The following is a 21,389-nucleotide window of genomic DNA, read 5'->3' as shown; positions in this document are numbered from 1 at the left end:
CCAGCCTCGCGAAGCCTGGCGCCTCCCCTATCGGGGGGCTGAAAAACAGTGCCACGGTGCTTACGCTGCCAGGCATCCGGCGTCCCTGGCGCCAGCATGCAAGCACTGGCGCATGCTGCCCGGGCCGCTGCCACAGCGATCAAGGAGTCCCTCCGTGACACGGCCTAACCCCATTCCACGCACCCCATCGGCGTATGCCTATCCGCTGCTGATCAAGCAACTCCTGCACGCGCCACTGGCGGTCAACCCAGAGCAGGAAATTGTCTACCGCGGCCAGGTGCGGCACAGCTACTGGACCATGCGGCACCGAATCGGCCAACTCGCAAGCGGCCTGCAAGCGCTCGGAATTGAACCGGGCGACACGGTGGCAGTGATGGACTGGGACAGCCATCGCTACCTCGAGGGCTATTTCGGCATCCCCATGATGGGCGCGGTGCTGATGACGGTGAATGTGCGGCTGTCGCCGGAGCAGATTGCCTACACCCTGAACCACGCCGACGTCAGGCTGCTGATCGTTCATGCCGACTTCCTGCCCGTGCTTGAATCGATTCGCGCTCAACTCGAAAGGGTCGAGCGTTTCGTCCTGGTCGGGGAAGACAGCTTTGCACTCGACAGCGCGCCCCTGCCTGATGGCTTCAGCGCTGAGTATGAGGCGTTGCTGGCAGCATCACCGCCCGACTACCCCTTCTTCGATTTCGACGAGAACGCCCGGGCGACGACCTTCTACACCACCGGCACCACCGGGCTGCCGAAAGGGGTGTACTTCAGCCATCGGCAGATCGTGGTTCATACGCTGGCCACCATGGCGGCGCTGGCCGGTGCGCCCAGCCAGGGGCGCGTACATAGGGACGACGTCTATATGCCGCTGACGCCGATGTTCCACGTGCACGCATGGGGCATGCCCTATGTGGCGACGGCGCTTGGCATGAAGCAGGTCTACCCGGGTCGCTACGCCGCCGATCACCTGCTGCGGTTGATGCAAGACGAGCGCGTCACGTTCTCCCACGGCGTGCCCACGCTGCTCCACATGATCCTGTCGCATCCGGGTTCGGCCGCAGTCGACCTGAGCGGCATGAAAATCATCGTGGGCGGGTCGGCGCTGCCGCGTGGCCTGGCGCAGGCCGCCATCGACCGCGGCATCGATGTGTTCACGGGCTACGGCATGTCGGAGACCTGCCCCATTCTCACGCTGGCGCAGGTGAAGACCACGCTGCTTGGCGATGCCGCCACCGAACTCGACGTGCGCACCAAGACCGGCCTGCCGATTCCGCTGGTCGACCTGCGTATCGTCGATGACGAGATGCGCGACATTGCGCACGATGGCAAGGCCAGCGGCGAAATCGTGGTCCGTGCGCCGTGGCTCACGCAAGGCTATCTGGGCAATGCGGCGGAGTCCGAGCACCTGTGGGCCGGTGGCTACCTCCATACCAACGACATTGGCTCGATCGACAGCGATGGCTATCTGCAGGTCACCGACCGCATCAAGGATGTGATCAAGAGCGGCGGCGAGTGGGTGTCGTCGCTGGAGCTTGAAGACCTGATCTCGCGTCACGCCGCGGTGAGCGAAGTGGCGGTTATCGGCATCAAGGATGCGCGGTGGGGCGAACGCCCGCTGCCCTTGATCGTGCTGCGGCCGGGACAGTCGGCCGGGACAGAAGAGATCCAGGAGCATCTGCGCGATTTCGTCCGCCGTGGCGCGATCTCGAAGTATGCGATCCCGGAACGGGTGCTCTTTGTCGAAGCAATCGAGAAGACCAGCGTGGGCAAGATCAACAAGCGCCTGCTCCGCGAGAAATACCAGGCAGCCCCGACCCTTTCCTCAAATTCCGGCACCAATCCATGAGCCGGCAGCCAATGCCGGTCTGGAAAGGGCGTTTTCCCTAGAAAAACCGCTTCAGGAGACAAAGCAATGCAAGCTTCCCCCACAACAGAGCGCATCCGGCGCCATCCCAGGTTCGGCGAACTGGTCCGTCGCCGCGCCCGCCTCTCGCGGACCTTGCTGGTCCTGGTCCTCGTCCCCTATCTCGCGCTGATGCTTGCGGTTGCAATGCAGCCTCAGCGCTTGGCCGAACCGCTTCATCCGGAAACATTGCTCAACCTTGGCATCGTCCTCGCTGTAGGCAGCGTGCTGCTGGGCTGGGGCGCAACGTGGTACTACGTGCGCCTTGCCAATGGCAAGCTGGAGACGATGGTGCAGCAGATCCTGTCGGAGGCCAACCAATGAATCTCCAGGCCATTGCCATGTTCCTGCTCTTTGTCGCGCTGACGCTGGGCATCACGTACCGGGCCTCCTTGCGCACCCGGACCGCCAATGACTTCTTTACCGCCGGCGGCGGCATCACCGGCATGCAGAACGGCCTGGCCGTGGCGGGCGACTATATGTCGGCGGCCACGCTGCTCGGGGTGGTCAGCCTGGTCTATGCGCGCGGCTTTGACGGACTGCTGTATATCGTCGGGTTCTTCATCGGCTGGCCGGTCATGCTGTTCCTGATGGCCGAGCGGCTGCGCAATCTCGGCAAGTTCACCTTCGTCGACATTATTTCGGATCGGCTCGATCCGGTCAGCACGCGCTGCATGGCGGCAGCCAGCAGCCTGGTGGTGGTGCTGCTCTACCTGATCGTGCAGATGGTCGGCGCCGGCGAACTGGTCCAGTTGCTGTTCGGCATCGACTATGTCTATGCCGTCATCGGGGTTGGTGCGCTGATGATGATCTACGTGACCGTTGGCGGCATGATCGCCACCACATGGGTGCAGATCATCAAGGCCGTGCTGTTGCTGTTCGGCGGCTCGCTGCTGATGCTGCTGGCGCTGGGGCACTTTGGCTTCAGCCTTGAAGCGCTGGCCGCCAAGGCAATCGCGGTGCACCGCAGCGGCCCTGCCCTGCTCGCGCCTGGCACGCTGTTCGCCGATCCGGTCTCGGCGCTTTCGCTGTGCGTGGCCACCGTGCTCGGGCTGTCGGGACTCCCGCATATCCTGATGCGCTTCTTTACGGTGCCGAATGCATGCGAGGCACGCAAGAGCGTGCTGGTGGCCAGCACCTGCATTGGCTACATGTTCCTCGCCATGTTTGCCATCGGGCTCGCGGCCATCGTGATCGTCGGTACCGATCCGCGCTATTTCGAAGGCGGCCAGATCGGCGGAAAGCTGCTCGGCGGTGGCAATATGGTCGCGATGCATCTCGCCAGCGCGACAGGTGGCAATCTGTTCCTCGGCTTCCTGGCGGCAGTCGCCTTTGCCACGATTCTCGCCGTGGTTTCGGGCCTGACGCTGGCCGGCGCTTCGGCGATCTCACACGACATCTACGCGGGTGTCCTGCGCCGCGGCGCCGCCACCGAGGCGGCGGAGATTGCTGTCACCAAGCGGGCCACGCTCGCGATCGGCGTCGTCGCTGTACTACTGGGGATCGTGTTCAAGGGGCAGAATCTCGCGTTCCTGGTCGCGCTGGCATTCAATGTGGCAGCCTCGGCGAATTTCCCGGTCCTGGTGCTGTCGATGTACTGGCGCGGGCTGACCAGCCGCGGCGCGGTCTGGGGCGTGGCGTCGGGCCTGGTGTCGTCGGTCGCGCTGGTGATCCTTTCTCCTGCCGTGTGGAAGAACGTGCTGGGGCATCCCTCAGCCATTTTTCCGTACGACCACCCGGCGCTGTTCACGGTCCCGTTCGCGTTCCTGGTCACATACCTGTGCTCGCGCTTCGACCGGAGTGCCAGGGCCGAGGCAGAGCGCCAGGCCTTCGACGCGCAACTGGTCCGCGCACAGACCGGCCATGGGGCGGCGGCAGCGTCCAGGCACTGACGCCCCGGCACGCGTCCGCGTGCGCCGCCTACGACACGGCATGGGCCAGCGCGGCATAGAATGCCGCGTTGTCCCAGTAGGCGCGCATGAACTCGATCCTGGCCTCGCTGTCCACGCGTGCGATGAAGACGTGCGGCAGCGAGAAGGACTGGCTCCGGTTGGCTATCCCCAGCACGTCCCGCGCCTGCGTTCCCGTAATAGTGACTTCTGCAATCACGGTGCGTTGAACGTCGTCGGAATAGATCGCGGTGACCCGATTGCCCAAGTCCGGGAAGCCATCAACCAGCGTGCTCCAGATATTCCTTCCTGTCTCGTCGACCGGCCCTGCCATCATCATGGGGACATAGTCGATTCGCGCACCTGGCGCAAACAGTGCCAGCATGCCCTTAAGGTCATGCTCGCGGTAGCGCGCGAAAAACGCCTGAACGGTCTCGATCTGGCTCATCATGGGTCTCCCGGAAGATTGGTCACGGGCAAAGCTGCCATTGCATGCCTCAGCCCTTCCGCACATCATCTCGCTTGCGCGAGCGCAGTCAATGGCCCTCCCCGAACAGGTGGCACTCAGTCCGCCCCGCGCTAGCGCAGGCGCTCGAAGGCAAGCACAATCTCGTCGATTGCAGCGCGTATGCGAGCGCTGTGACGCAGGTCCTTGTGCGTCACCAGCCATACTTCGTAGGGCGCCTCGCGGCTGCGCTGCGGCCATAGCCTGACCAGGCCATCGGCCTCGCCCATGTAGACCGGGATCTCGCCGACGCCCAGGCCCGCCTTGATGGCGGTGCGCACCATCAGGCTGGAATTGACTGACGCCACGATGCGTCCGCCCGAGATCGGCTCTCCCGCCAGCGTCGGCGCCCTGGACGCCAGCACATACGGCTGATACACGACCAGGTCATGGCCGGCAAAGGCGGTTCCGGGCTCGGGCTTTCCGTGCGCCCGCAGGTAACCGGACGAGGCATACAGGCCCATCGGCCACTGGGCCAGGCGCCGCGCGATCAGGTCAGGGTTGTCGGGCCGGACGGTGCGAATCGCGATATCGGCTTCGCGCCGCGCCAGGTTCAGCATCTGGGTTGATGCGTGAATCTGCACGACCACATCCGGATACCGGGCGCGCAGGCCCTCCAGGGCAGGCATCAGGAAATCCATCGCCAGGGAATCTGTCGTGGTAATCCTCACCTCGCCCGCAAGACGATCGTCGAGGCCTTGCGTCAAGCGCTGAAAATCATTGGCCGACTGCTCCATGCGTTGCGCCGCATCGAGCACGCTTTCGCCCGCCGCGGTCAGTACATAGCCCCCAGACGTGCGCAGGAACAGGGTGGCCCCGACCACGCCTTCCAGTGCAGCCAGGCGCCGTCCGACGGTCGCCTGGTCCACGTCCAGCGACCGCGCCGCGGCGCGCAGCGTGCCTTCGCGATAGAGCGCGAGAAATACCCGGGCATCGTCCCAGTTCATATTGCCCTCTTTATCTCAGATAACCGATGCGATTCTGCATGGCAGCCATGAAACCCTGCATCACCTAATCAACCCGCTGCTACCTATACTCGCTCTCAACCGCGATGGCCACCCCATGATGAAGGTCTTCGCCAAGTCTCGCGAGTTAATCAGGAAAATCTATGCATTCGCCTTTGAATCACATCCCCGATACCATGACGGCTATCGAAATCACTCATCCTGGCGGCCCTGAAGTGCTGGTGCCCACAAGGCGTCCGGTGCCCACGCCCGGCCCGGGCGAACTGCTGATCCGCCACCAGGCGGCAGGCGTCAATGGCCCCGATGTATTCCAGCGCAAGGGGCTATACGATCCGCCTCCGGGCGCCTCCGATATCCCGGGCCTGGAAGTGGCAGGAGAGGTTGCGGCCGTCGGCCGCGGCGTCACCAGGTTCAAGGTAGGCGATCTCGTCTGCGCCCTGATCCCGGGGGGCGGATACGCCGAGTATAGTGTCGCCAACGAGCACAATACGCTACACCTGCCCGACGGCCTGCAATTGGTGGAGGCGGCCGCGATGCCCGAGACGTTCATGACGGTCTGGCTCAACCTGTTCCAGCGCGGCAGGTTCACCCGGGGTGACACAGTCCTGATCCATGGCGGCGCGTCCGGCATCGGCACCACTGCCACCATGCTCAGCAAGGCCTTTGGCGCGTCGAAGATCATCACCACCGTGGCCTCGGACGCCCAGCGCGACGCCAGCCTCGCACTCGGTGCCGACTACGCGGTCAATTACCTGGAAGAGGACTTTGTCGATGCCGTCATGCGCGTTACCGATGGAAATGGCGTCGACGTCATCGTCGACATCATCGCCGGCGATTATGTCGCCCGGAATTACACCGCCGCCGCCATTAACGGGCGCATCGTGCAAATCGGCGTGATCAAGGGCGTTGCCAAGGAAGTCGACTTGTTTCCCATGCTGACGAAGCGGCTTACCCATATCGGCTCCACCTTGCGCTCACGCACGCCTGAAGAAAAGGCCGAGATCATCCGCGAGCTCGAGGCGCAGGTCTGGCCACTGATGGCCACCGGAGCCGTCAAGCCGGTCATCTACCAGACCTTTGCACTGGAGCAGGCTCGCGCTGCACATGAGTTGATGGACTCTGGCACCCATATCGGCAAGATCGTGCTGAAGATGGATAAGTAGCGGCAATGCCGGGATCGCGCAAGCCGGGCACGGGCGATGGTATCCGTGCTCGGCCCGGGCGAGGTTCCGGCTACCTGGCCCCGGGGGGCGCGCGGTACTAGCCGTAAGCGCTTCACGCCTCGCAGGGCACCCGTCAACGATGCCTGCGAACGTCAGCATCACGGCGGAGAACTCCCAGCGCTCTCGGTATAGCGCACAGATCGGGGCGGTACACTCGCCGCCGCCATGACGTGACAAGGATCGCGCCTTGAAGGGCGAACGCACGCCCTGGCTCCATGCGGGTTGCATGCAAGGCGGGTCCGGCTGGGCAGTACATGGGACAGGCTAATGGGGGTTCGCGCTCGGGTCTTGCGCGCGGGCCGCTAGCTCTGCGGCACGGTTCGCTCCGTGACCCGGGGCAGGTCCCGGCCCAGGCCGCTTCGGACCGCCTGGATACGCGAATTCACTTTCAGCTTCTCAAAGATATTCTTCAGATGCCACTTCACCGTTTCCGGGGCGACGCGAATGGCCCGGGCAATTTCCTTGTTGGAAAGCCCCCGTGCCACATAGTCCAGGATCTCCACCTCGCGGGCGCTCAGCCGGCTGGCTGCGACCGGCTCCGCCTGCTCATCCTTGACGCCTGGCGCGCTTGCCGGCGCATCGAACCCGGCGTAAAGCTTACTCAGATACCAGGGCTCGATCTCGGCCAGGCGGTCTTCCTGCTGGCGCAGCGCGTCAAGGATCTCCCGGACCTGTGGTCCGGCGTCAAGAATTACACGGTGCAGGCCGTTCTTCTGGCCATACGCGAGCGCGGCGCGCATCGCCAGCACGGCCTCTGCACGCTGCCCCGCACTGTGCAGCGCGACAGCCAGCATCACCGAAATCTGGGCGGACATGTACTGCATGCCCGCCGCACGCAACTCCGCCTGCACGCCCTGGAGAACCGGCACGGCTTGCGCGGCGCGGCCGCGCCCCACCAGCAGCCGGCAATACGCCACCTGGAAGCGTTGCCAGGTCTCCAAGTAGCTGCCTTGTAAGGTCGCCTGCTTCGGCCCGACCAGCGCCTCTAAGTCGTTCCCGATCCGCGTGGCGCGGCTGATATCTCCGGCACCGATACTTATACGGATTGCCTCGGCCTTGCACGCGACCTGCATGCGCAGCCACTGGCGCTCGCGGGCAACGGCTTCTGCGTCGTCCACGATCCGGTAGGCTTCGTCCTGCTTGCCCGCCAGCAGCCGCAGCCGCGCCAGCGTCACGCAAAAGCCGATCAGAGGCCCCAGCGAGCACGCTTGCAGCGCCATCTCGAGCCGGCCTTCCAGCAATTCGGCGACCCGGTCCAGGTCATTCCATTCATAGTGGATGGCGGCCAGGTATCCAACCGGGAGCACGGATGCGGCTGAATGCCTGCCGGCGCGCGCATTGGATTCGCGCAGTACATCCTCCAGCGACTGAACCGCCTCGCCCAGCCTGCCTTCCACGAACAGGCTGAGCCCGACCATGCTCTGCCGGTACACCTTGGCGTAGATCGGCGCATCCGCCCCGGTACTGAGGATGAGCGTACGTCGCAGGCGTTTGACTTCGTCGAATCCCGCCGCATAGCTTAGCCCGAAGATCTGCGTCGTCAGCCCGATGCCTTCCTCCCATGAGCCGGCTTCCGGGCCGAGCGCAAGCACCTTGCGCCCCATTTCCAGTGAGAGCTGGCTCTCATCGGACAGGCCCGCGATCAGCGCCTTGACCGCCTGCAGCTCGACGCGCACCACATTGCTCAGGGGCAGCTGCCCGCGATCGATATCGTCCTCGACCGCCTGCAGCGCAGCTTTGGCCGCGAGGGTCTGCATCGTCAGCGCAAGCGCCCATGCATGCGCCAGCCTTAGGCGCAGCCGACCGTGTACCGCCTCGGCGGGCAGTTTGGCGACCCAGCTTAGGACCGTGCGCACGTCGCTGGCTTCGACCAGGTTCATCGCGCACTGCTCGACCCAGCCGGCGGCGCGATCGACATCCCCCGCGGCCAACGCGTGCCTGACGGCTTCCGGCCACAGCGACTGCGCCGCGAACCACTCACTGGCACGGCGATGCAGACCGACCGCTTCATGCGGCCGCTCCCGCAGCAGGCGCTTTCTCAGGTACTCGGCAAACAGCGCGTGATAGCGGTACCACTCGCACTCGGCGTCGAGCGGCCTGACGAACATATTCCTCGCGACGAGCCACTCGAAACTGGCATGTGCGGCATCGGTCGCCGCCACCGCATTGCACAGTGACACGGACATCCGATCCAGCACCGATGTTCGCAATAGAAAGACCTGCAGCGGCCCAGGGACGTGAACGAAGACGTTCTCATTGAGATACGCTTCGATGCTGCGCCGGGCAAACGGCAAGCGTTCTGTAAACTCCCTGGCCGGTTCGTTTTCGCTCAAGGCAAATGACGCCAACTGCAAGCCGGCGACCCAGCCTTCGGTCGCCTGCAGCAACGCCTCGGTCTGCGCAGCGCTCAGCGTGCGGCCGGAAACGACAGAGAAAAACGCCTGCGTCTCCGCGGCGTCAAAGCGCAGCGCTTGCGCATCCAGCCTCAGCAACTGGCCACGCGCCTCGAAGTAGCTCAGCGGAAATGCCGGCTCACCGCGCCCCGCGACGAGCACGTGCAGGTTATCGGGCGCATAGCGCAGCAAGCGGAACACCGCTTCGTGAATGGCAGGAGCGGCCAGCCGGTCGAAGTCGTCCAGGACCAGCACCAGCCGTCGCGGCAGCGTCGCGACCGCATTGAGCAACTCGGCAAGCATTGCCTCGGCGGACGCCAGAGGATCCGGCTCCAGCTGGCGCGCAACCGCCTCGCCAGCTTGCCGGTAGGCGTTCCTGGCTGCAGCAAGCAGGTAAGCGCAGAACTGGAACAGATCGTCGTCGTCAGCGTCAATGCTCAGCCAGCCGACGGCGCAGCCTTCCTTCTCCAGGCAATGCTTCCATTCACTCAACAAGGAAGTCTTGCCGAAGCCGGCCGGTGCCACCAGCACCGTCAGCTTGCACTCCAGGCCGGGCCGCAGCAGCCCGATGGCGCGCGCACGGTGCACATAGTGTCGCGTTCGCGGCGGCGCCAGCTTTGTCAGGATCAGCGCCGGCCAGCACCGGGGCTCCTGCGCCGCGTCGGCATAAGACGATTGGGTCGGAGGCGCATCCCGGTCTCGCGAGCGATTCACTGGACGATCACATCCCATTCATCGGCCTGTTCCCGGCGCACCATCTCGCCAGCTGACTGGGGCCTGACCGTGCGATAGGGATGCGACGCGGCGGTAAGGACATCGATGATGGCATCAATCATTTCCTGCGGGTCATGCTGGTTATTCAGCGGACGCTTCACGCCTGGCTGCATCACTTGCTTTCCGTCTTCCCACCATTGGTCCATTCTTTCCATGCCGGTATCGTTGATACCCAGTGCGATAGGCACCGGGATTCTCCGTTGCAACTTGGACGCCGTAAGGTTTCAATTCCTCGCGCATTGATGCGCACAACGCCTCGACAGCCAGTAACCAATACGGTCGTCCCCATCACCAGGCTCCCAGAAGTTGCAGGCTGGCCCGGAGGCGGTTAGCCGTTACCGCTTCAGCATATCGCCGCCTTTCGGGTCTACATAGTCGACGTAACTGCCCCGCTCCCCAACCATCCTGACAAAGTTAACAGATTCGCCCATCCAGGTGCGTGTAGCCAGATCCATATCGGGATACTTCTGAAGCTCCCAAAAATCAAGAGGATTTTCTTGCCACCCATGTCTTGACTCGCCTTCACTAGGATCAGTCGAGCAGATTCGGGTACGACCGTAATAGATGATCGCCGAAACGAAAGTCAAGCCACAAGGGCATGGGATACCGTCAGCGGGGGGGAAGACGGGGGGGATTGCCCGACGATGCCATTTCGTCGCTGTTGCCAAGCATCCTTTGTGCTGTGCCGAATGCTCGTGGGCTAAAGCAGAACGCCGACTTCGGCATCGCGCCTACATTGCCGAGGCCAGACTACCCCCCACTTAGGGAGGAACCTTGCAAAGGCCGCAAAGATGAACTGATCATTGCGTTAGCGAGGCTTGCTTCTTCAGGCTGACGACGAATCTCGCCCTTCCACAAGCAACTACTCGCGAAGGGAACCGCAGGCCATAGCGTGGCATGTTTAGTTTGAAGCATTCTGGAGGAACGTCATGCGCAGTCGTAACGTTCTTCAAGTCTCGATTTCACCGCGAACTTCTGGCCGAGCCTGGCACGGCAGGCGCGAGATGAATTCAACCAAGGAGCCTGCCATGTCGACTATCTCACGACGTTCCTTCGTCCAGTCCATCGGTGCCGCTACACTCACGCCGGGAGTGTTTCTCGCCTCGGCCGAAGCGGGGGCTGCGTCGGAAAGCCCTGCTCCACCCCAGGGGGCCGGCGCGAACTACGCCGATTACAAGCATATCCAGGTCACCCAGAACCACGGCGTCGCTACCGTTACGTTGAACTACCCGCCGTTCAACCTGCTTGATGAGGTACTGTCGGAGGAGTTCGACCGGCTGACCCGACAACTGGAACAGGATGCGAACGTACGCGTCGTCATCCTGCAGAGCGCCCTGCCGAAGTTATTTATCGCGCACTCCGGCCTGCACCGTGTCGGCTCGGCGCCGAAGACCACTTCGAATACACGCACCTTCCGCCTAACCCAGATGCTTGGGGAGCGCCTGCGCAACATGCCCAAGGCTGTGATCGCCAAGGTCGAAGGCATCGCCCGCGGCGGCGGCTGCGAGATCGCGCTGGCCGCGGACATGTGTTTCGCCGCGCTCGACAAGGCTGTGTTCGGCCAGCCGGAAGTCGTCTGCGGACTCGTCCCCGGCGGCGGGAACACACAGCGCCTGCCGCGGCGCATGGGGCGCGCACGTGCCCTCGAGGTGCTGTTGGTTGGCGGAGATTTCTCGGCGGAACTGGCCGACCACTACGGCTATATCAATCGTGCATTGCCGGCCGGGGAACTGGGGCCGTTCGTGGACAAGATCGCGCGCCGCATTGCGACCTTTCCCCCCACCACGATCGCCCACATGAAAGCGGCCGTGGACATGGGGTCAGACACATCCTTCTCCGAAGGGTTGTTGGTGGAAGCGCGCGAGGCGGATCTTTGCGTAGCCAACGAGGCGATACAGGCGCGAGTGAAGGCGATACTCAAAGCCGGCGCCGAGACCTACGAAGGCGAACTCCACTTCCCTGAACTGTCCGCGAAGCTGCCGCCCGCCGATTAAGCAATCGACCTGCCTCCGAACAATGGTTACCCGCAAGTATGCGGAGACGCTTAATACGAGCGGGAAGTAAGGGACACAGCAAGGCGCCGGAGTGCATAGCCCATGCTGGTGATTGGGGGATTTCCCTCATTTGATGTAAAAGCCGGTGGAAACTGAGTTCTAAAACCCATTTTTCTTTAGAAGGAAGCCTATCATGACGTCCCAGACAGACAGCAAGCAGCCGACGCCTGACCCAGCCGAGCGCAAGGCGTTTTTTCCCTCCCCCTACTCACTTTCGCAATTTACGTCGCCCAAGTCTAATCTCGCGGATGCCGACTATCCGGACGCTTATCAGGGCGGTCGCTGGAAAGTATTGCTAGTCGCTGCAGATGAGCGCTATCTCCTGACTGGAAACGGTACCTTCTTTTCTACTGGCAACCATCCCGTCGAGACCCTCCTGCCGATGTATCACCTGGACCGCGCAGGCTTCGAGTTCGACATTGCCACCTTATCGGGCAATCCGACAAAATTTGAATGGTGGGCATTCCCTTCTGAAGACGCCGAGATAAAGGCCCTCTACGCAAAGTACGAACAGAAATTCCAGCAGCCGCTTAAGCTTTCTGATGTGGTAAATTCCTTGGACAAGGATGCGAATTACATTGCCGTTTTCGTCCCTGGAGGACATGGTGCCTTGATGGGGCTACCCTTCAGCGCGGACATGAAGGCGACCCTTCAGTGGGCAATGCAAAACGATAGGTACATCATCACGCTGTGTCACGGGCCTGCAGCCTTGCTTTCCGCCAGCGTCGACGGACCCAACGGTGAAGATCTTTTTCGCGGTTACCGCATCTGTGCATTCCCAGATGCCATGGACAAGCAGACGCCGGACATTGGCTATATGCCCGGTCCATTGCGTTGGTTCTTCGGCGAAAGACTTGCTGCTATGGGAGTCGAGATCGTAAACACTGAAATCGATGGAAGCACGTTTCGTGACCGGAAACTCCTCACCGGCGACAGCCCGTTCGCGGGAAACAATCTTGGCAAGCTGGCTGCGCGCGCGTTACTGGACGAAGTACAGAATGCAGGCGTGCGCTAGTTCTCACACCATCAGAGACCTTGTCTGCTCGGGCGCTTTATTAGCACTGCCTGCATAGACATGGATTCGCCTCTTGCGGCGCGGGATGCCTTCTCGTCCCGCACTGCGAGGCTTCCGGGCGGTGGGCAATGCATTGCCGCCATCTTCGAACGGATCCGAGGTTTTGCCTGGCCGAGCCTTGCATGCTGGCATTGCCTCGGCCAACTATTTTCAGCCGAACATGCTTAATGACGAGCCGATAACCACGCGTGCAGATTGCCGCCATGCGAAGTCCAACCAAATCCTTCCGGGAGCGTTCAATTGCCTTTTTCAAACTCCAGAACGAGGTTCGGGAAACGACTGAGCGAGTGCATGGTCATGCCATCAAGAGGGCGAGCAACGGTGATGCAAGCTATCTGGCGCACGTTGCGGTTCTGATCGACGCCCTGATCGACCGGTCCGATGCTCGCGGACGCGTCATATGTTTTGCGTCGGCAGCGGAGTTCGGATTGTCACTACATCATCATGGTGAACGTTGCAGACAGGCGGCAATGCTCACCGGATCTGACTCCATCATGGTCCTCTACTGGGCGGCCGTTCGTCGTATGCATGGACATGGGAGCAGCGTAGCCAAGAATGCTGAGATGAGCGAGCCGTTGTCAGGCAGCAGGCCGGCCAATACCGCCCCCGCCGTCAATGGAAACGGCGAAGCCGACACAACGTGGCTGCATTCTGAGCGCAGCAGCCTGTGCGAGAAGCTCCATGGCGATTCGCGCTGCGCCAACGGTCACAACGCACTCCGCCCAATCTCCGGGAAACATTTCCGCAGCGTTGGCGAGAGCTTAATTTCTGAGGCCCAGGTATTTCAATGCAGTGAGTGCGAGGCGATCTGGACACAATATAGGCATCGATCAGACCCGTTCGCGATGTGGTCCATTAAGAATAGACGGTGAAGAAGGTGCTGCTCATTCGCCGAGGCAGCGGCTCGACTGTCCCCCGCTCTCGCGTGCTCAGCGCAAGAACTGCAGCTGCTCGTGGTCCATCGTGTGGTTCATCGGCAGGCGTCTCCAACGCTTCTCCGCGCCAGGGGCTCACATTGTCAATGACATTGCGCCGGCGCTCTCACGTACCGAACGCCCTGGTTGGACTCTTCCCAAGCCATGGTGCCACGCAAGTAATCAGACGAGCAGAACGTCCGTTCTGGACGAGGGCCTTTCCATATCGCGGGGCGGGTTATCCCTGCCCCCCCGCCATCGCCCCCCGCCGGAGTGGCTGAGTTGCATGGCATGTTCTCGTAATCTCCTCGCAGAAGTTCATACACATAAGAGGAGACACTCATGCATTCGAACTCGCCGGAACGCCGTTACACCTTCCGCTCGAAAGCTTTAGCCGCCACTACAGCGGCAGCCGCGTTTCTAGCGGGCGGCGTCGCGCAAGCTCAGGAGACGTTCAAAATCGGCATCGTGACCTATCTCTCGGGACAGGCGGCAGAAAGCTTCGGCATTCCAGCAGCCAACGGTGCCAAAGTCCTCGTGGAGGCCTTCAATCGCGGCGCAGCACCATCCCCATACAACAAACCCGGCTTCGGCGGCCTGAAGATCGAAGCGGTCTACGTCGACGAGGCCGGAGGCGCAACCAAGCAGGTCCAGGAGCTTCGCGCGCTGTACGACCGCGAGAAGGTCGACGCCGTCGTCGGCTACATCGGCTCGGGCGATTGCCTGGCCGTAGCGCCGGTGGCCGAAGAGCTCAAGCGCTTCCTGATCCTGCACGACTGCGGTACGCCGCGCATCTTTGAGGACAACAAGCTGTCCTACGTTTTCCGGACGGCGTCTCACGCGACCATGGATAACGTGGCGCTCGCCCGCTATTTGAAGGCCCGCAGTTTCAAGGTTGAGTCGCTCAACCTGATCAATCAGGACTACGCCTGGGGACATGACTCGAAGGCGGACTTCATCTCTGCCATGGCCAAGTTCTATCCGGCCGCGAAGGTGGGCCAGAACCTGCTGCCCAAGTTCGGCGCGGGGCAATATGGCACTGAGATCTCAGCCCTTATGTCCAAGCCGGCCGACGTGACTCAAACGAGCCTTTGGGGTGGTGATCTGCAGGCACTGATTCTGCAGTCCGCTCCGCGTGGCCTGTTCAAGCGGACGCAGCTGGTGATCTCGGCGGGCGACCATGTGCTGCCGGTGCTCGGCGAACGCATGCCCGACGGCGTGATCCTCGGTGCACGGGGCGCCTACGGCCAACTCGCCCCGAAATCTCCCCTCAATGACTGGTGGAACGATGTCTATTCGAAAACTTTCAACAGCCCGCCTCTGCACGCACCGTATCGGATGGCGCAGGCCTTGATGGGGCTCAAGCTCGCGGTGGAGAAGGCTATGGCCGGCAATGGCGGAAAGAAGCCGTCTCCCGAGCAGCTTGCCGCGGCACTGCGGGGCAGCGAGTGGGACTCTCCGGGCGGGCGCATCCGCATGGCGGTTGCCCAAGGTCAGCAAGGCATCCAGGATACGGCAATTGCGCGTACCCGCTATGACGCCACACGCAAGATGGTCGTGCTCGAAGATGTTGTGCGCTTCCCCGCGGAGTGCGTGAATCCGCCTAGCGGTACCACCGCCGAAGAATGGATCAAAGCCGGCTTTCCCGGCGCCAAGGGCTGCCCCTGATCCCACGCGTCCGACTCGCGTGTGCGAGTTCCCAGCCCTGCTTTTCTTCGCCAAGGAGTCCGCTCATGGACAATCTACTGACCCTGCTTATTGACGGCCTGAACTACGCGTCCTGGCTGTTCATCGTTGCCCTCGGTCTCACGCTGGTGTTTGGTGTCTTGAAGATCCTCAACATCGCCCACGGCAGTTTCTACGCTCTCGGCGCCTATGCCGCCGCAAGCTTCGTAGGGTGGGCAGCAAGCATGAAGTTCGCACCATGGCTGTCACTCGTCGCAATGCTACTGGCGGCCGTCACGGTCGCGGTGGCGATCGCCCCGGTCATCGAACGAGGCCTGCTTCGCTTCTTTTATGGAAGGGACGAGGTGTTGCTCGTGCTGGTGACCTACGCCTTGTTTCTCGTCATGGAGGATCTAACGAAGCTGATCTGGGGCGCGAATCCCTACTTTGTGTCTGAGCCCTACGGCCTCTTCGGCAGCGTCGATTTAGGGCGGATGTCCTATGTCGGCTACGACTTCGCGCTGGTAGGCTTAGCGGTGGTTTCGGGGCTGGCGACGTGGTGGGCCTTGAATCGCACTCGCCAGGGCAAGATCGTCCTAGCCGTAATCCACAGCGCGGAGATGGCCTCCAGCATGGGCATCAATGTCTCCCGTGTCTACACGCTAGCCTTCGGCGCCGGCGTGTTTCTGGCGGCCGTCGCAGGCGCCTTCACCGCTCCGATGATCTCGGTGCAGCCCGGGGTTTCGGTCGGAGTCGTGGTTCTCTCGTTCGCGGTCGTGATCATCGGCGGCCTGGGCAGCATCGAAGGCGCGGCCATCGGGGCGCTTCTCGTTGGCCTCGCCCGGTCTGTCGCAGTGCACGTGGCGCCTTCTTCCGAGCTCTTCGTAATCTACGCGGTCATGGCTATCGTGCTGATGTTTCGGCCGGAAGGTCTGTTCCAGCGCATTCAAGCACGCAAGATTTAACGCGACTACACATGAATACCACAATCAACGCCAACGCCTCCCGGCAAGCGCCAGCTTTTCTGTCACCCCGCGTGCTAGCGTATGCGGTCGGGACATTCGCTTTGCTCGCCGTAGCCGGCTTCCACGCGCCCACTTGGCTCACCTATTTGATCACTATGGCGGCCGGCAATGCCCTCGTCTCGATCGGCATTGTGGGCCTGATGCGCGGTGGCGTCGTTTCATTTGGACAGGGCATGTTCTTTGCCGCGGGAGGCTATGGAGCAGCGTTGCTGTTCACCCACTTCGGGTGGACGGACGCACTGGTGCTATCTATCGCAGGAGGTGGCGTGGCTTTGCTGCTGGCCTTGCCTTTCGCGCCATTGCTTGCGCGCTACCGCGGTATCTTCTTCGCAACGCTAACGCTGGCGCTATCGATGGTCACCTACGGCGTGTTGATGAAGGTGCCAGAGCTCGGCGGGTCCGACGGCTTCTCCGTCGGCAGACCCACCCTGCTGGGAGAGCGTCTCGATGGCGCTTCAGGCTCCTACAGACTCTACCTCCTAACGATCGCATTCGCGTTTGGAATGGGGCTGTTAGCCAAGGTCAATTTCGATTCGCCAAACGGACTGGTGACGCTCGCAGCCCGAGACAATGAGCTGCGAGTCGAGTACCTCGGCACCTCCGTGCGACGACTCATGGGTGTCAACTTCCTGCTAGCCGCGTTCTGCGGCGGCGTCGGAGGAGCGTTGGTCGTAATCTCACTCGGCCACGTTGAGCCCGGCTTCAGCTACTGGACCACCTCGGGCGAGTTCGTCTTTGTCGCCATCCTGGCCGGATATCGAAGCGTTCCAGCGGTGTTCGTGGCCAGCGTCATGCTCGAGATCGTTCGCTCATTCTCGAGCGCCTACTTTCCGAACACCTGGCAACTCGCGCTCGGCCTGTTTCTGCTGTTGATCATCCGATTTCTGCCGCGTGGCATCGGCTCGCTCTGGAACAGGGAGGAACGCAAATGAAAGCCATTCTTGAAGCTAACGGTGTCGGCAGGCGGTTCGGTGCCGTCGTTGCGGCCTCGGACATCAACGTGAAGGTCGGGCCGGGCGAGCGTGTCGGTCTCATTGGCAGCAACGGTGCAGGCAAGACGACCTTTGTCAACATGATTACCGGGTATCTCAAGCCCGACGAAGGGCAGATCAAGCTGGCCGGGACTGACATCACGCGGATGAACCCCCGTGTCATCAGCGCACTCGGTGTTGCGCGGTCATTCCAGATTCCGCAGTTGTTTGGCGACCTATCCGTCATCGACAACATGCTGGTGGCACTGGCCTGCGATGCCAGCCGCTCCGGTTTCTTGCGGCCCGCCCGGGATCCGTTGGCAGTCGATCGGGCGGAGGAACTGCTGCGGCGCTTTCACCTTCATCACCATCGCAGTCGACGCGTCGGCGAGCTGCCGGGGGGTGTACGCAAACTGCTGGACATTGCTATGGCACTGACAGCGCGGCCCAAGCTGCTGCTGCTCGACGAGCCGACCAGTGCGGTCGCGGCCGACGAGAAGTTTCAGATGATGGAAACCATCATGTTTGCCCTGAAAGAAGATCCGGACACTCCGGTCCTCTTCGTGGAGCATGACATGGAGATCATCGAACGGCACGCGACACGCGTCATCGCGTTCTACAGCGGCCGCATCATCGCCGACGACGCGCCGCAGGCCGCCTTGGCCCAAGATGATGTGCGCCGGTATGTCACCGGCGAACTTGCAACGGAGTGATCAGGATGCTCAGCATTGAAGGAATCCACGTGTCGATTCAGTCCGCCGCGGTGCTGCGGGGACTTTCCATGACGATCCCCGACCGAACGATGGTAGGGCTGGTGGGACGCAACGGCGCCGGCAAAACCACCTTGATGCGCTCCCTGATGGGGCATTTGCGGCCGTCTCAAGGGCGGATGCTGTTCAACGGTTGTGACCTTTCGACCTTGGCTTCGCACGAGCGCGCCAGGCTGGGGATCGGGTACATGCAGGAGGACCGTGGCCTGGTACCCGAGCTGACCGTCGAAGAGAACATCTTGCTGCCCGTGTGGGCAAGTCGCACGCTATCGGCTAGCGAACGGCTTGCATTCGTCTATGGCATCCTCCCCGAGATCAAGGAAATGCGTCACCGTCGGGCTTTGCTGTTGTCGGGGGGGCAGCAAAAGCTCGTCGCGCTAGGTCGTGCACTCGCTGTGGGCACCCGACTCCTCCTGCTTGACGAGCCTTTCGAAGGCGTTGCGCCTGCGCTCAGCAAGCGTCTGGCCGAAGTGATCCTGAAGCTTAAGGCGAGCGATCTGTCGATTTTCATCTCCCAGAGCGACTTGAATCATTCCCGGCGTATCGTCGATTTGGAGTACACCATCGAGCGCGGTGCAAATATTGGCAGCGTCCAGCCGTAGAACAATGGCAAAGGGTTTCCCGTACTTTGTGTCAGAATTGCGGGTCTTCCGCAATTTTTGTGACGACGGCGAACTCGCGTGGAGGAGACCTTGCCGTCGTCTCCCCCGCCCCACTACCACCATTCTTCTGCTTGTTGACAAACTTGAGCGCGCCCGCCAGCCTCATCCCGGCCGTACGAGCTCACCCGCCTGCGATGGCTCCCGCACTAGATCCTATGAATGAGGACGGGTCGGCAACTTCGCAGAGCGGTCCTAAAGTGTCCCGCACTTTGTGTGACGGCCAAGTCAAGGCCTTGATTTCCGGCCGGTTTGGCCGTACGTTGATCGTTACCATGAGGCAAGTTCTCGGTGGGATCGAACGTATTCTCGCCCGTGTGGGCAAGCGCTTCGTCTCCAGCGAAGTGCAAGGGGAGACCATTACTGTCGAAGCCCGCAGTACAGCTCGCAGGGCACCGTGCCCGGCCTGCCATAGTTGGAGTCACCGACTCCACGGCCGCTATGTGCGCAAGCTGGAAGAACGTCCAATGCTCGAGCAACGGGTCGTTCTCGCCATTGAGGTACGTCGCTTCAAGTGTATGAACGCCAACTGCCCTCGTCGTACGTTTTCCGAGAACATCCACGCCTTGGCCGGTCGGTATCAACGTCGTACGCGATCGCAGGCTCGGGCGTTGTACGCGCTGGGCCACGCCCTCGGTGGTGAGGCAGCAGCCCGGCTTGCCGACGCCTTGGGCTTGCGCACCAGTGCTGACACCGTGCTGCGAGAATTGCGCAGAGTACCTGAGCGCAAGCGCAAACCACAGCCGCGGGTCGTCGGCATCGATGACTGGGCGATCGCGCGCGGTCACCAGTATGGAACGATCATCGTCGACTTGGAGCGACGTGAGCCGATCGAAGTGTTCGCCGGTAGGGACGCCATTGCGGTGGCTGCGTGGATGCGTGCGCACCCATCGATCGAGATCGTCGCCAGGGACCCGGGCCGGGGCCCATTCCGAAGCGGTCGACCTCGCGCTGCCGGCGGCCAAGCAAGTCTCGGATCGCTGGCATCTGCTGAGCAACCTGTGCGACAACGTCGAGCGGCTGCTATACCGACTCGGGCCACAACTGCGCCAAGCCGCCCAGCAAGTAAACGTCAGTAGGGTGACCCTGGGCCGGCAGGGTCTGCGCCGAAGCTCACAACGGTCATGGGAGCGTCTGAGCGCTCAGCGACGCGCCAAGCGGCTAGCGTTGTATAAGGAGGTGATGGCGCTACGCGCCCAGGGCGGCACGATCAGAGGAATCGCGCGCGAACTCTCAATCAGCCCAGCAACCGTGCAGAAGTACGTCAAGGCCGGAGCATTCCCCGAGCGTGCACCCAGGGCGGGGGGTCCGAATGGACCGGCAGGGGATTCCCCGCCGAAACTCACAGCGGTCATGGGAGCGTCTGAGCGCTCAGCGACGCGCCACGCGGCTGGCGTTGTACGAGCAGTTGATGGCGCTACGCGCCCAGGGCGGCACGATCAGAGGAATCGCGCGCGAACTCTCAATCAGCGCAGCAACCGTGCAGAAGTACGTCAGGGCCGGAGCATTCCCCGAGCGCGCACTCAAGGCGCGGGGTCCGACGCCTTTGGATCCCTATCGCGACTATATCGAGGAACGAATCATCCAGGGCTGTCGTTTTCCTGAACTGATCTGGCAAGAAATCAAGCAGCGCGGCTATGAGGGCAGTCCCGCCTGCGTGCAGAGTTGCGTGACCCGCCTCTTCTTTCCGCTGGGCAAGACCCCGCTTGTCCTGAAGCCCACGATGCCGATGCCGTCGGCCCGACGCGTGTTCGGATGGCTCGTCGGATGGAGGAACCTCGCCATCGAGGAGCCAAAAAGCGCGGACCACGAGCGGTTCGTGAAGGCGCTGTGCAAGATCGAACCCGTGGTGGGCGAGGTCCGCAGTCTCGCGCGGGAGTTTCTCGGACTCATGCACCGGCGAAGTGTGCTGCATTTCGATCGATGGTTGAAACGTTTGTCGTGCTGCGACGCTGAGGAAATGCGTCGGTTCGCGCAAAGCTTGCGCGCCGACTTACCGGCTGTGCGGGCGGCCTTCAGGCTGCAATGGAGCAATGGCCAGACTGAGGGTCATGTCAACCGGCTCAAGCTCCTCAAGCGCCAAATGTATGGCCGCGCCAATATCGAGCTTCTGCGGCTGCGGGTGTTGAAGCCAAACTAAACCGGCCTGCCTTGTCCTACTGGACCCGCTGGTCCGGTCGCTATCGTCGGCGCCTGAGTTCGTGCGGCCAGGACGAGGCTGGCGTGCTCGCTTACGTTAGTCAGTAAGAAGAACGGTGGTAGTGGGGCGAAAAAGACGCCGGCAAGGGTCCTCCACGCGAATTCGCCGTCGTCACACAAATTGCGGAAGACCCAAAGTTACTTCCGCCTGTCCCAGCAAATGCATGCATACAAGGGTGTAGGCGGCCATGCTCAGGACAAAATCTGGTCGACTCGCTTCAGTCCACGCACCATCACCTGACGCATGCGTCCGACCGTCTTGACCCAGCCAAAACCTTGTTCGATCAGCTTGCTGTCGGGCATCGTTAAGCATGATCTTGACAGCCTCGGCTCGACGTGTCCGTCAGCAGTACTCACCAGGGCGGATAGCGGAACTGGCACGCTACCGCCGCGCCAACGAATTGCCGC

The 21,389-nt window shown here is 62.2% G+C and carries 18 protein-coding genes; 13 read left to right on the top strand and 5 right to left on the bottom strand.

The genetic code is table 11. The annotated features are described in order from the left end of the window. Positions 1–154: 154 nt before the first annotated feature. The 3 genes from E1J61_RS28080 (at position 155) to actP (ending at position 3,792) form a co-directional block, all read left to right on the top strand. A complete protein-coding gene (locus E1J61_RS28080; protein ID WP_133097203.1) occupies positions 155–1,843 on the top strand; it encodes a fatty acid--CoA ligase in 1,689 nt (562 codons plus the stop codon). Between the two features lie 66 nt (positions 1,844–1,909). Then, complete coding sequence (locus E1J61_RS38405) at positions 1,910–2,224, top strand: DUF485 domain-containing protein (protein ID WP_133097202.1); 315 nt, start codon at positions 1,910–1,912, stop codon at positions 2,222–2,224. Next, positions 2,221–3,792 (top strand): cation/acetate symporter ActP, encoded by a 1,572-nt coding sequence (actP, locus tag E1J61_RS28070; RefSeq protein WP_243737010.1) that lies wholly within the window; start codon positions 2,221–2,223, stop codon positions 3,790–3,792. The genes E1J61_RS38405 and actP overlap by 4 nt, the downstream gene beginning before the upstream one ends. Positions 3,793–3,820: 28 nt before the next feature. Here actP and E1J61_RS28065 read toward each other — a convergent pair whose 3' ends face one another. After that, positions 3,821–4,240 carry a nuclear transport factor 2 family protein gene (locus E1J61_RS28065; protein WP_243737009.1) on the bottom strand — a complete coding sequence of 140 codons (420 nt, stop codon included), beginning with the start codon at positions 4,238–4,240 and terminating at the stop codon, positions 3,821–3,823. Positions 4,241–4,368: 128 nt separating this feature from the next. Further along, the gene (locus tag E1J61_RS28060; protein ID WP_133097200.1) at positions 4,369–5,241 is read right to left on the bottom strand and encodes a LysR family transcriptional regulator; all 873 of its coding nucleotides are present in this window, start codon (positions 5,239–5,241) and stop codon (positions 4,369–4,371) included. 161 nt (positions 5,242–5,402) lie between these two features. On the opposite strand from E1J61_RS28060, the gene E1J61_RS28055 reads away from it, so the two are divergent. Then, entirely contained in the window at positions 5,403–6,422 is a 1,020-nt protein-coding gene (locus E1J61_RS28055; RefSeq protein ID WP_243737008.1) for an NAD(P)H-quinone oxidoreductase, read from the top strand. Between the two features lie 362 nt (positions 6,423–6,784). Here E1J61_RS28055 and E1J61_RS28050 read toward each other — a convergent pair whose 3' ends face one another. Both E1J61_RS28050 and E1J61_RS28045 read right to left on the bottom strand, forming a co-directional pair. Further along, positions 6,785–9,589 (bottom strand): LuxR C-terminal-related transcriptional regulator, encoded by a 2,805-nt coding sequence (locus E1J61_RS28050; RefSeq protein WP_243737007.1) that lies wholly within the window; start codon positions 9,587–9,589, stop codon positions 6,785–6,787. Next, the gene (locus E1J61_RS28045; RefSeq protein WP_183300248.1) at positions 9,586–9,837 is read right to left on the bottom strand and encodes a hypothetical protein; all 252 of its coding nucleotides are present in this window, start codon (positions 9,835–9,837) and stop codon (positions 9,586–9,588) included. The genes E1J61_RS28050 and E1J61_RS28045 overlap by 4 nt, the downstream gene beginning before the upstream one ends. A gap of 840 nt (positions 9,838–10,677) precedes the next feature. On the opposite strand from E1J61_RS28045, the gene E1J61_RS28040 reads away from it, so the two are divergent. The 9 genes from E1J61_RS28040 to E1J61_RS27995 all read left to right on the top strand — a co-directional run bounded on the left by E1J61_RS28040 (position 10,678) and on the right by E1J61_RS27995 (position 20,922). Beyond that, positions 10,678–11,643, top strand: coding sequence for an enoyl-CoA hydratase/isomerase family protein (locus tag E1J61_RS28040; protein ID WP_133097198.1), 966 nt, complete (start codon positions 10,678–10,680; stop codon positions 11,641–11,643). Positions 11,644–11,836: 193 nt separating this feature from the next. After that, on the top strand, positions 11,837–12,718 hold the full coding sequence (gene hchA / locus E1J61_RS28035; protein WP_133097197.1) for a glyoxalase III HchA: 882 nt from the start codon (positions 11,837–11,839) through the stop codon (positions 12,716–12,718). 248 nt (positions 12,719–12,966) lie between these two features. Beyond that, positions 12,967–13,650 carry a hypothetical protein gene (locus tag E1J61_RS28030; protein WP_243737006.1) on the top strand — a complete coding sequence of 228 codons (684 nt, stop codon included), beginning with the start codon at positions 12,967–12,969 and terminating at the stop codon, positions 13,648–13,650. Between the two features lie 384 nt (positions 13,651–14,034). Next, positions 14,035–15,360, top strand: a complete 1,326-nt coding sequence (locus E1J61_RS28025; protein ID WP_133097196.1) for an ABC transporter substrate-binding protein — start codon at positions 14,035–14,037, stop codon at positions 15,358–15,360. 65 nt (positions 15,361–15,425) lie between these two features. Next, complete coding sequence (locus E1J61_RS28020) at positions 15,426–16,322, top strand: branched-chain amino acid ABC transporter permease (protein WP_133097195.1); 897 nt, start codon at positions 15,426–15,428, stop codon at positions 16,320–16,322. Between the two features lie 11 nt (positions 16,323–16,333). Continuing rightward, on the top strand, positions 16,334–17,314 hold the full coding sequence (locus E1J61_RS28015; RefSeq protein ID WP_133097194.1) for a branched-chain amino acid ABC transporter permease: 981 nt from the start codon (positions 16,334–16,336) through the stop codon (positions 17,312–17,314). Beyond that, positions 17,311–18,066 (top strand): ABC transporter ATP-binding protein, encoded by a 756-nt coding sequence (locus E1J61_RS28010; RefSeq protein ID WP_133097193.1) that lies wholly within the window; start codon positions 17,311–17,313, stop codon positions 18,064–18,066. The genes E1J61_RS28015 and E1J61_RS28010 overlap by 4 nt, the downstream gene beginning before the upstream one ends. Before the next feature lie 5 nt (positions 18,067–18,071). Further along, on the top strand, positions 18,072–18,725 hold the full coding sequence (locus E1J61_RS28005; RefSeq protein WP_133097192.1) for an ATP-binding cassette domain-containing protein: 654 nt from the start codon (positions 18,072–18,074) through the stop codon (positions 18,723–18,725). A gap of 1,468 nt (positions 18,726–20,193) precedes the next feature. Further along, the gene (locus E1J61_RS27995) at positions 20,194–20,922 is read left to right on the top strand and encodes a transposase (RefSeq protein ID WP_243737005.1); all 729 of its coding nucleotides are present in this window, start codon (positions 20,194–20,196) and stop codon (positions 20,920–20,922) included. A gap of 251 nt (positions 20,923–21,173) precedes the next feature. Here E1J61_RS27995 and E1J61_RS37910 read toward each other — a convergent pair. Further along, on the bottom strand, positions 21,174–21,389 hold a 216-nt coding region (locus E1J61_RS37910; protein ID WP_207951229.1), incomplete at its 5' end, for a hypothetical protein.

Origin of the sequence: Cupriavidus sp. L7L, from assembly GCF_004353535.1 — a bacterium.
Classification (GTDB): domain Bacteria; phylum Pseudomonadota; class Gammaproteobacteria; order Burkholderiales; family Burkholderiaceae; genus Cupriavidus; species Cupriavidus oxalaticus_A.
The sequence above is the reverse complement of the archived record's forward strand: the minus strand, read 5'-3'. Positions and strand labels throughout refer to the sequence as shown.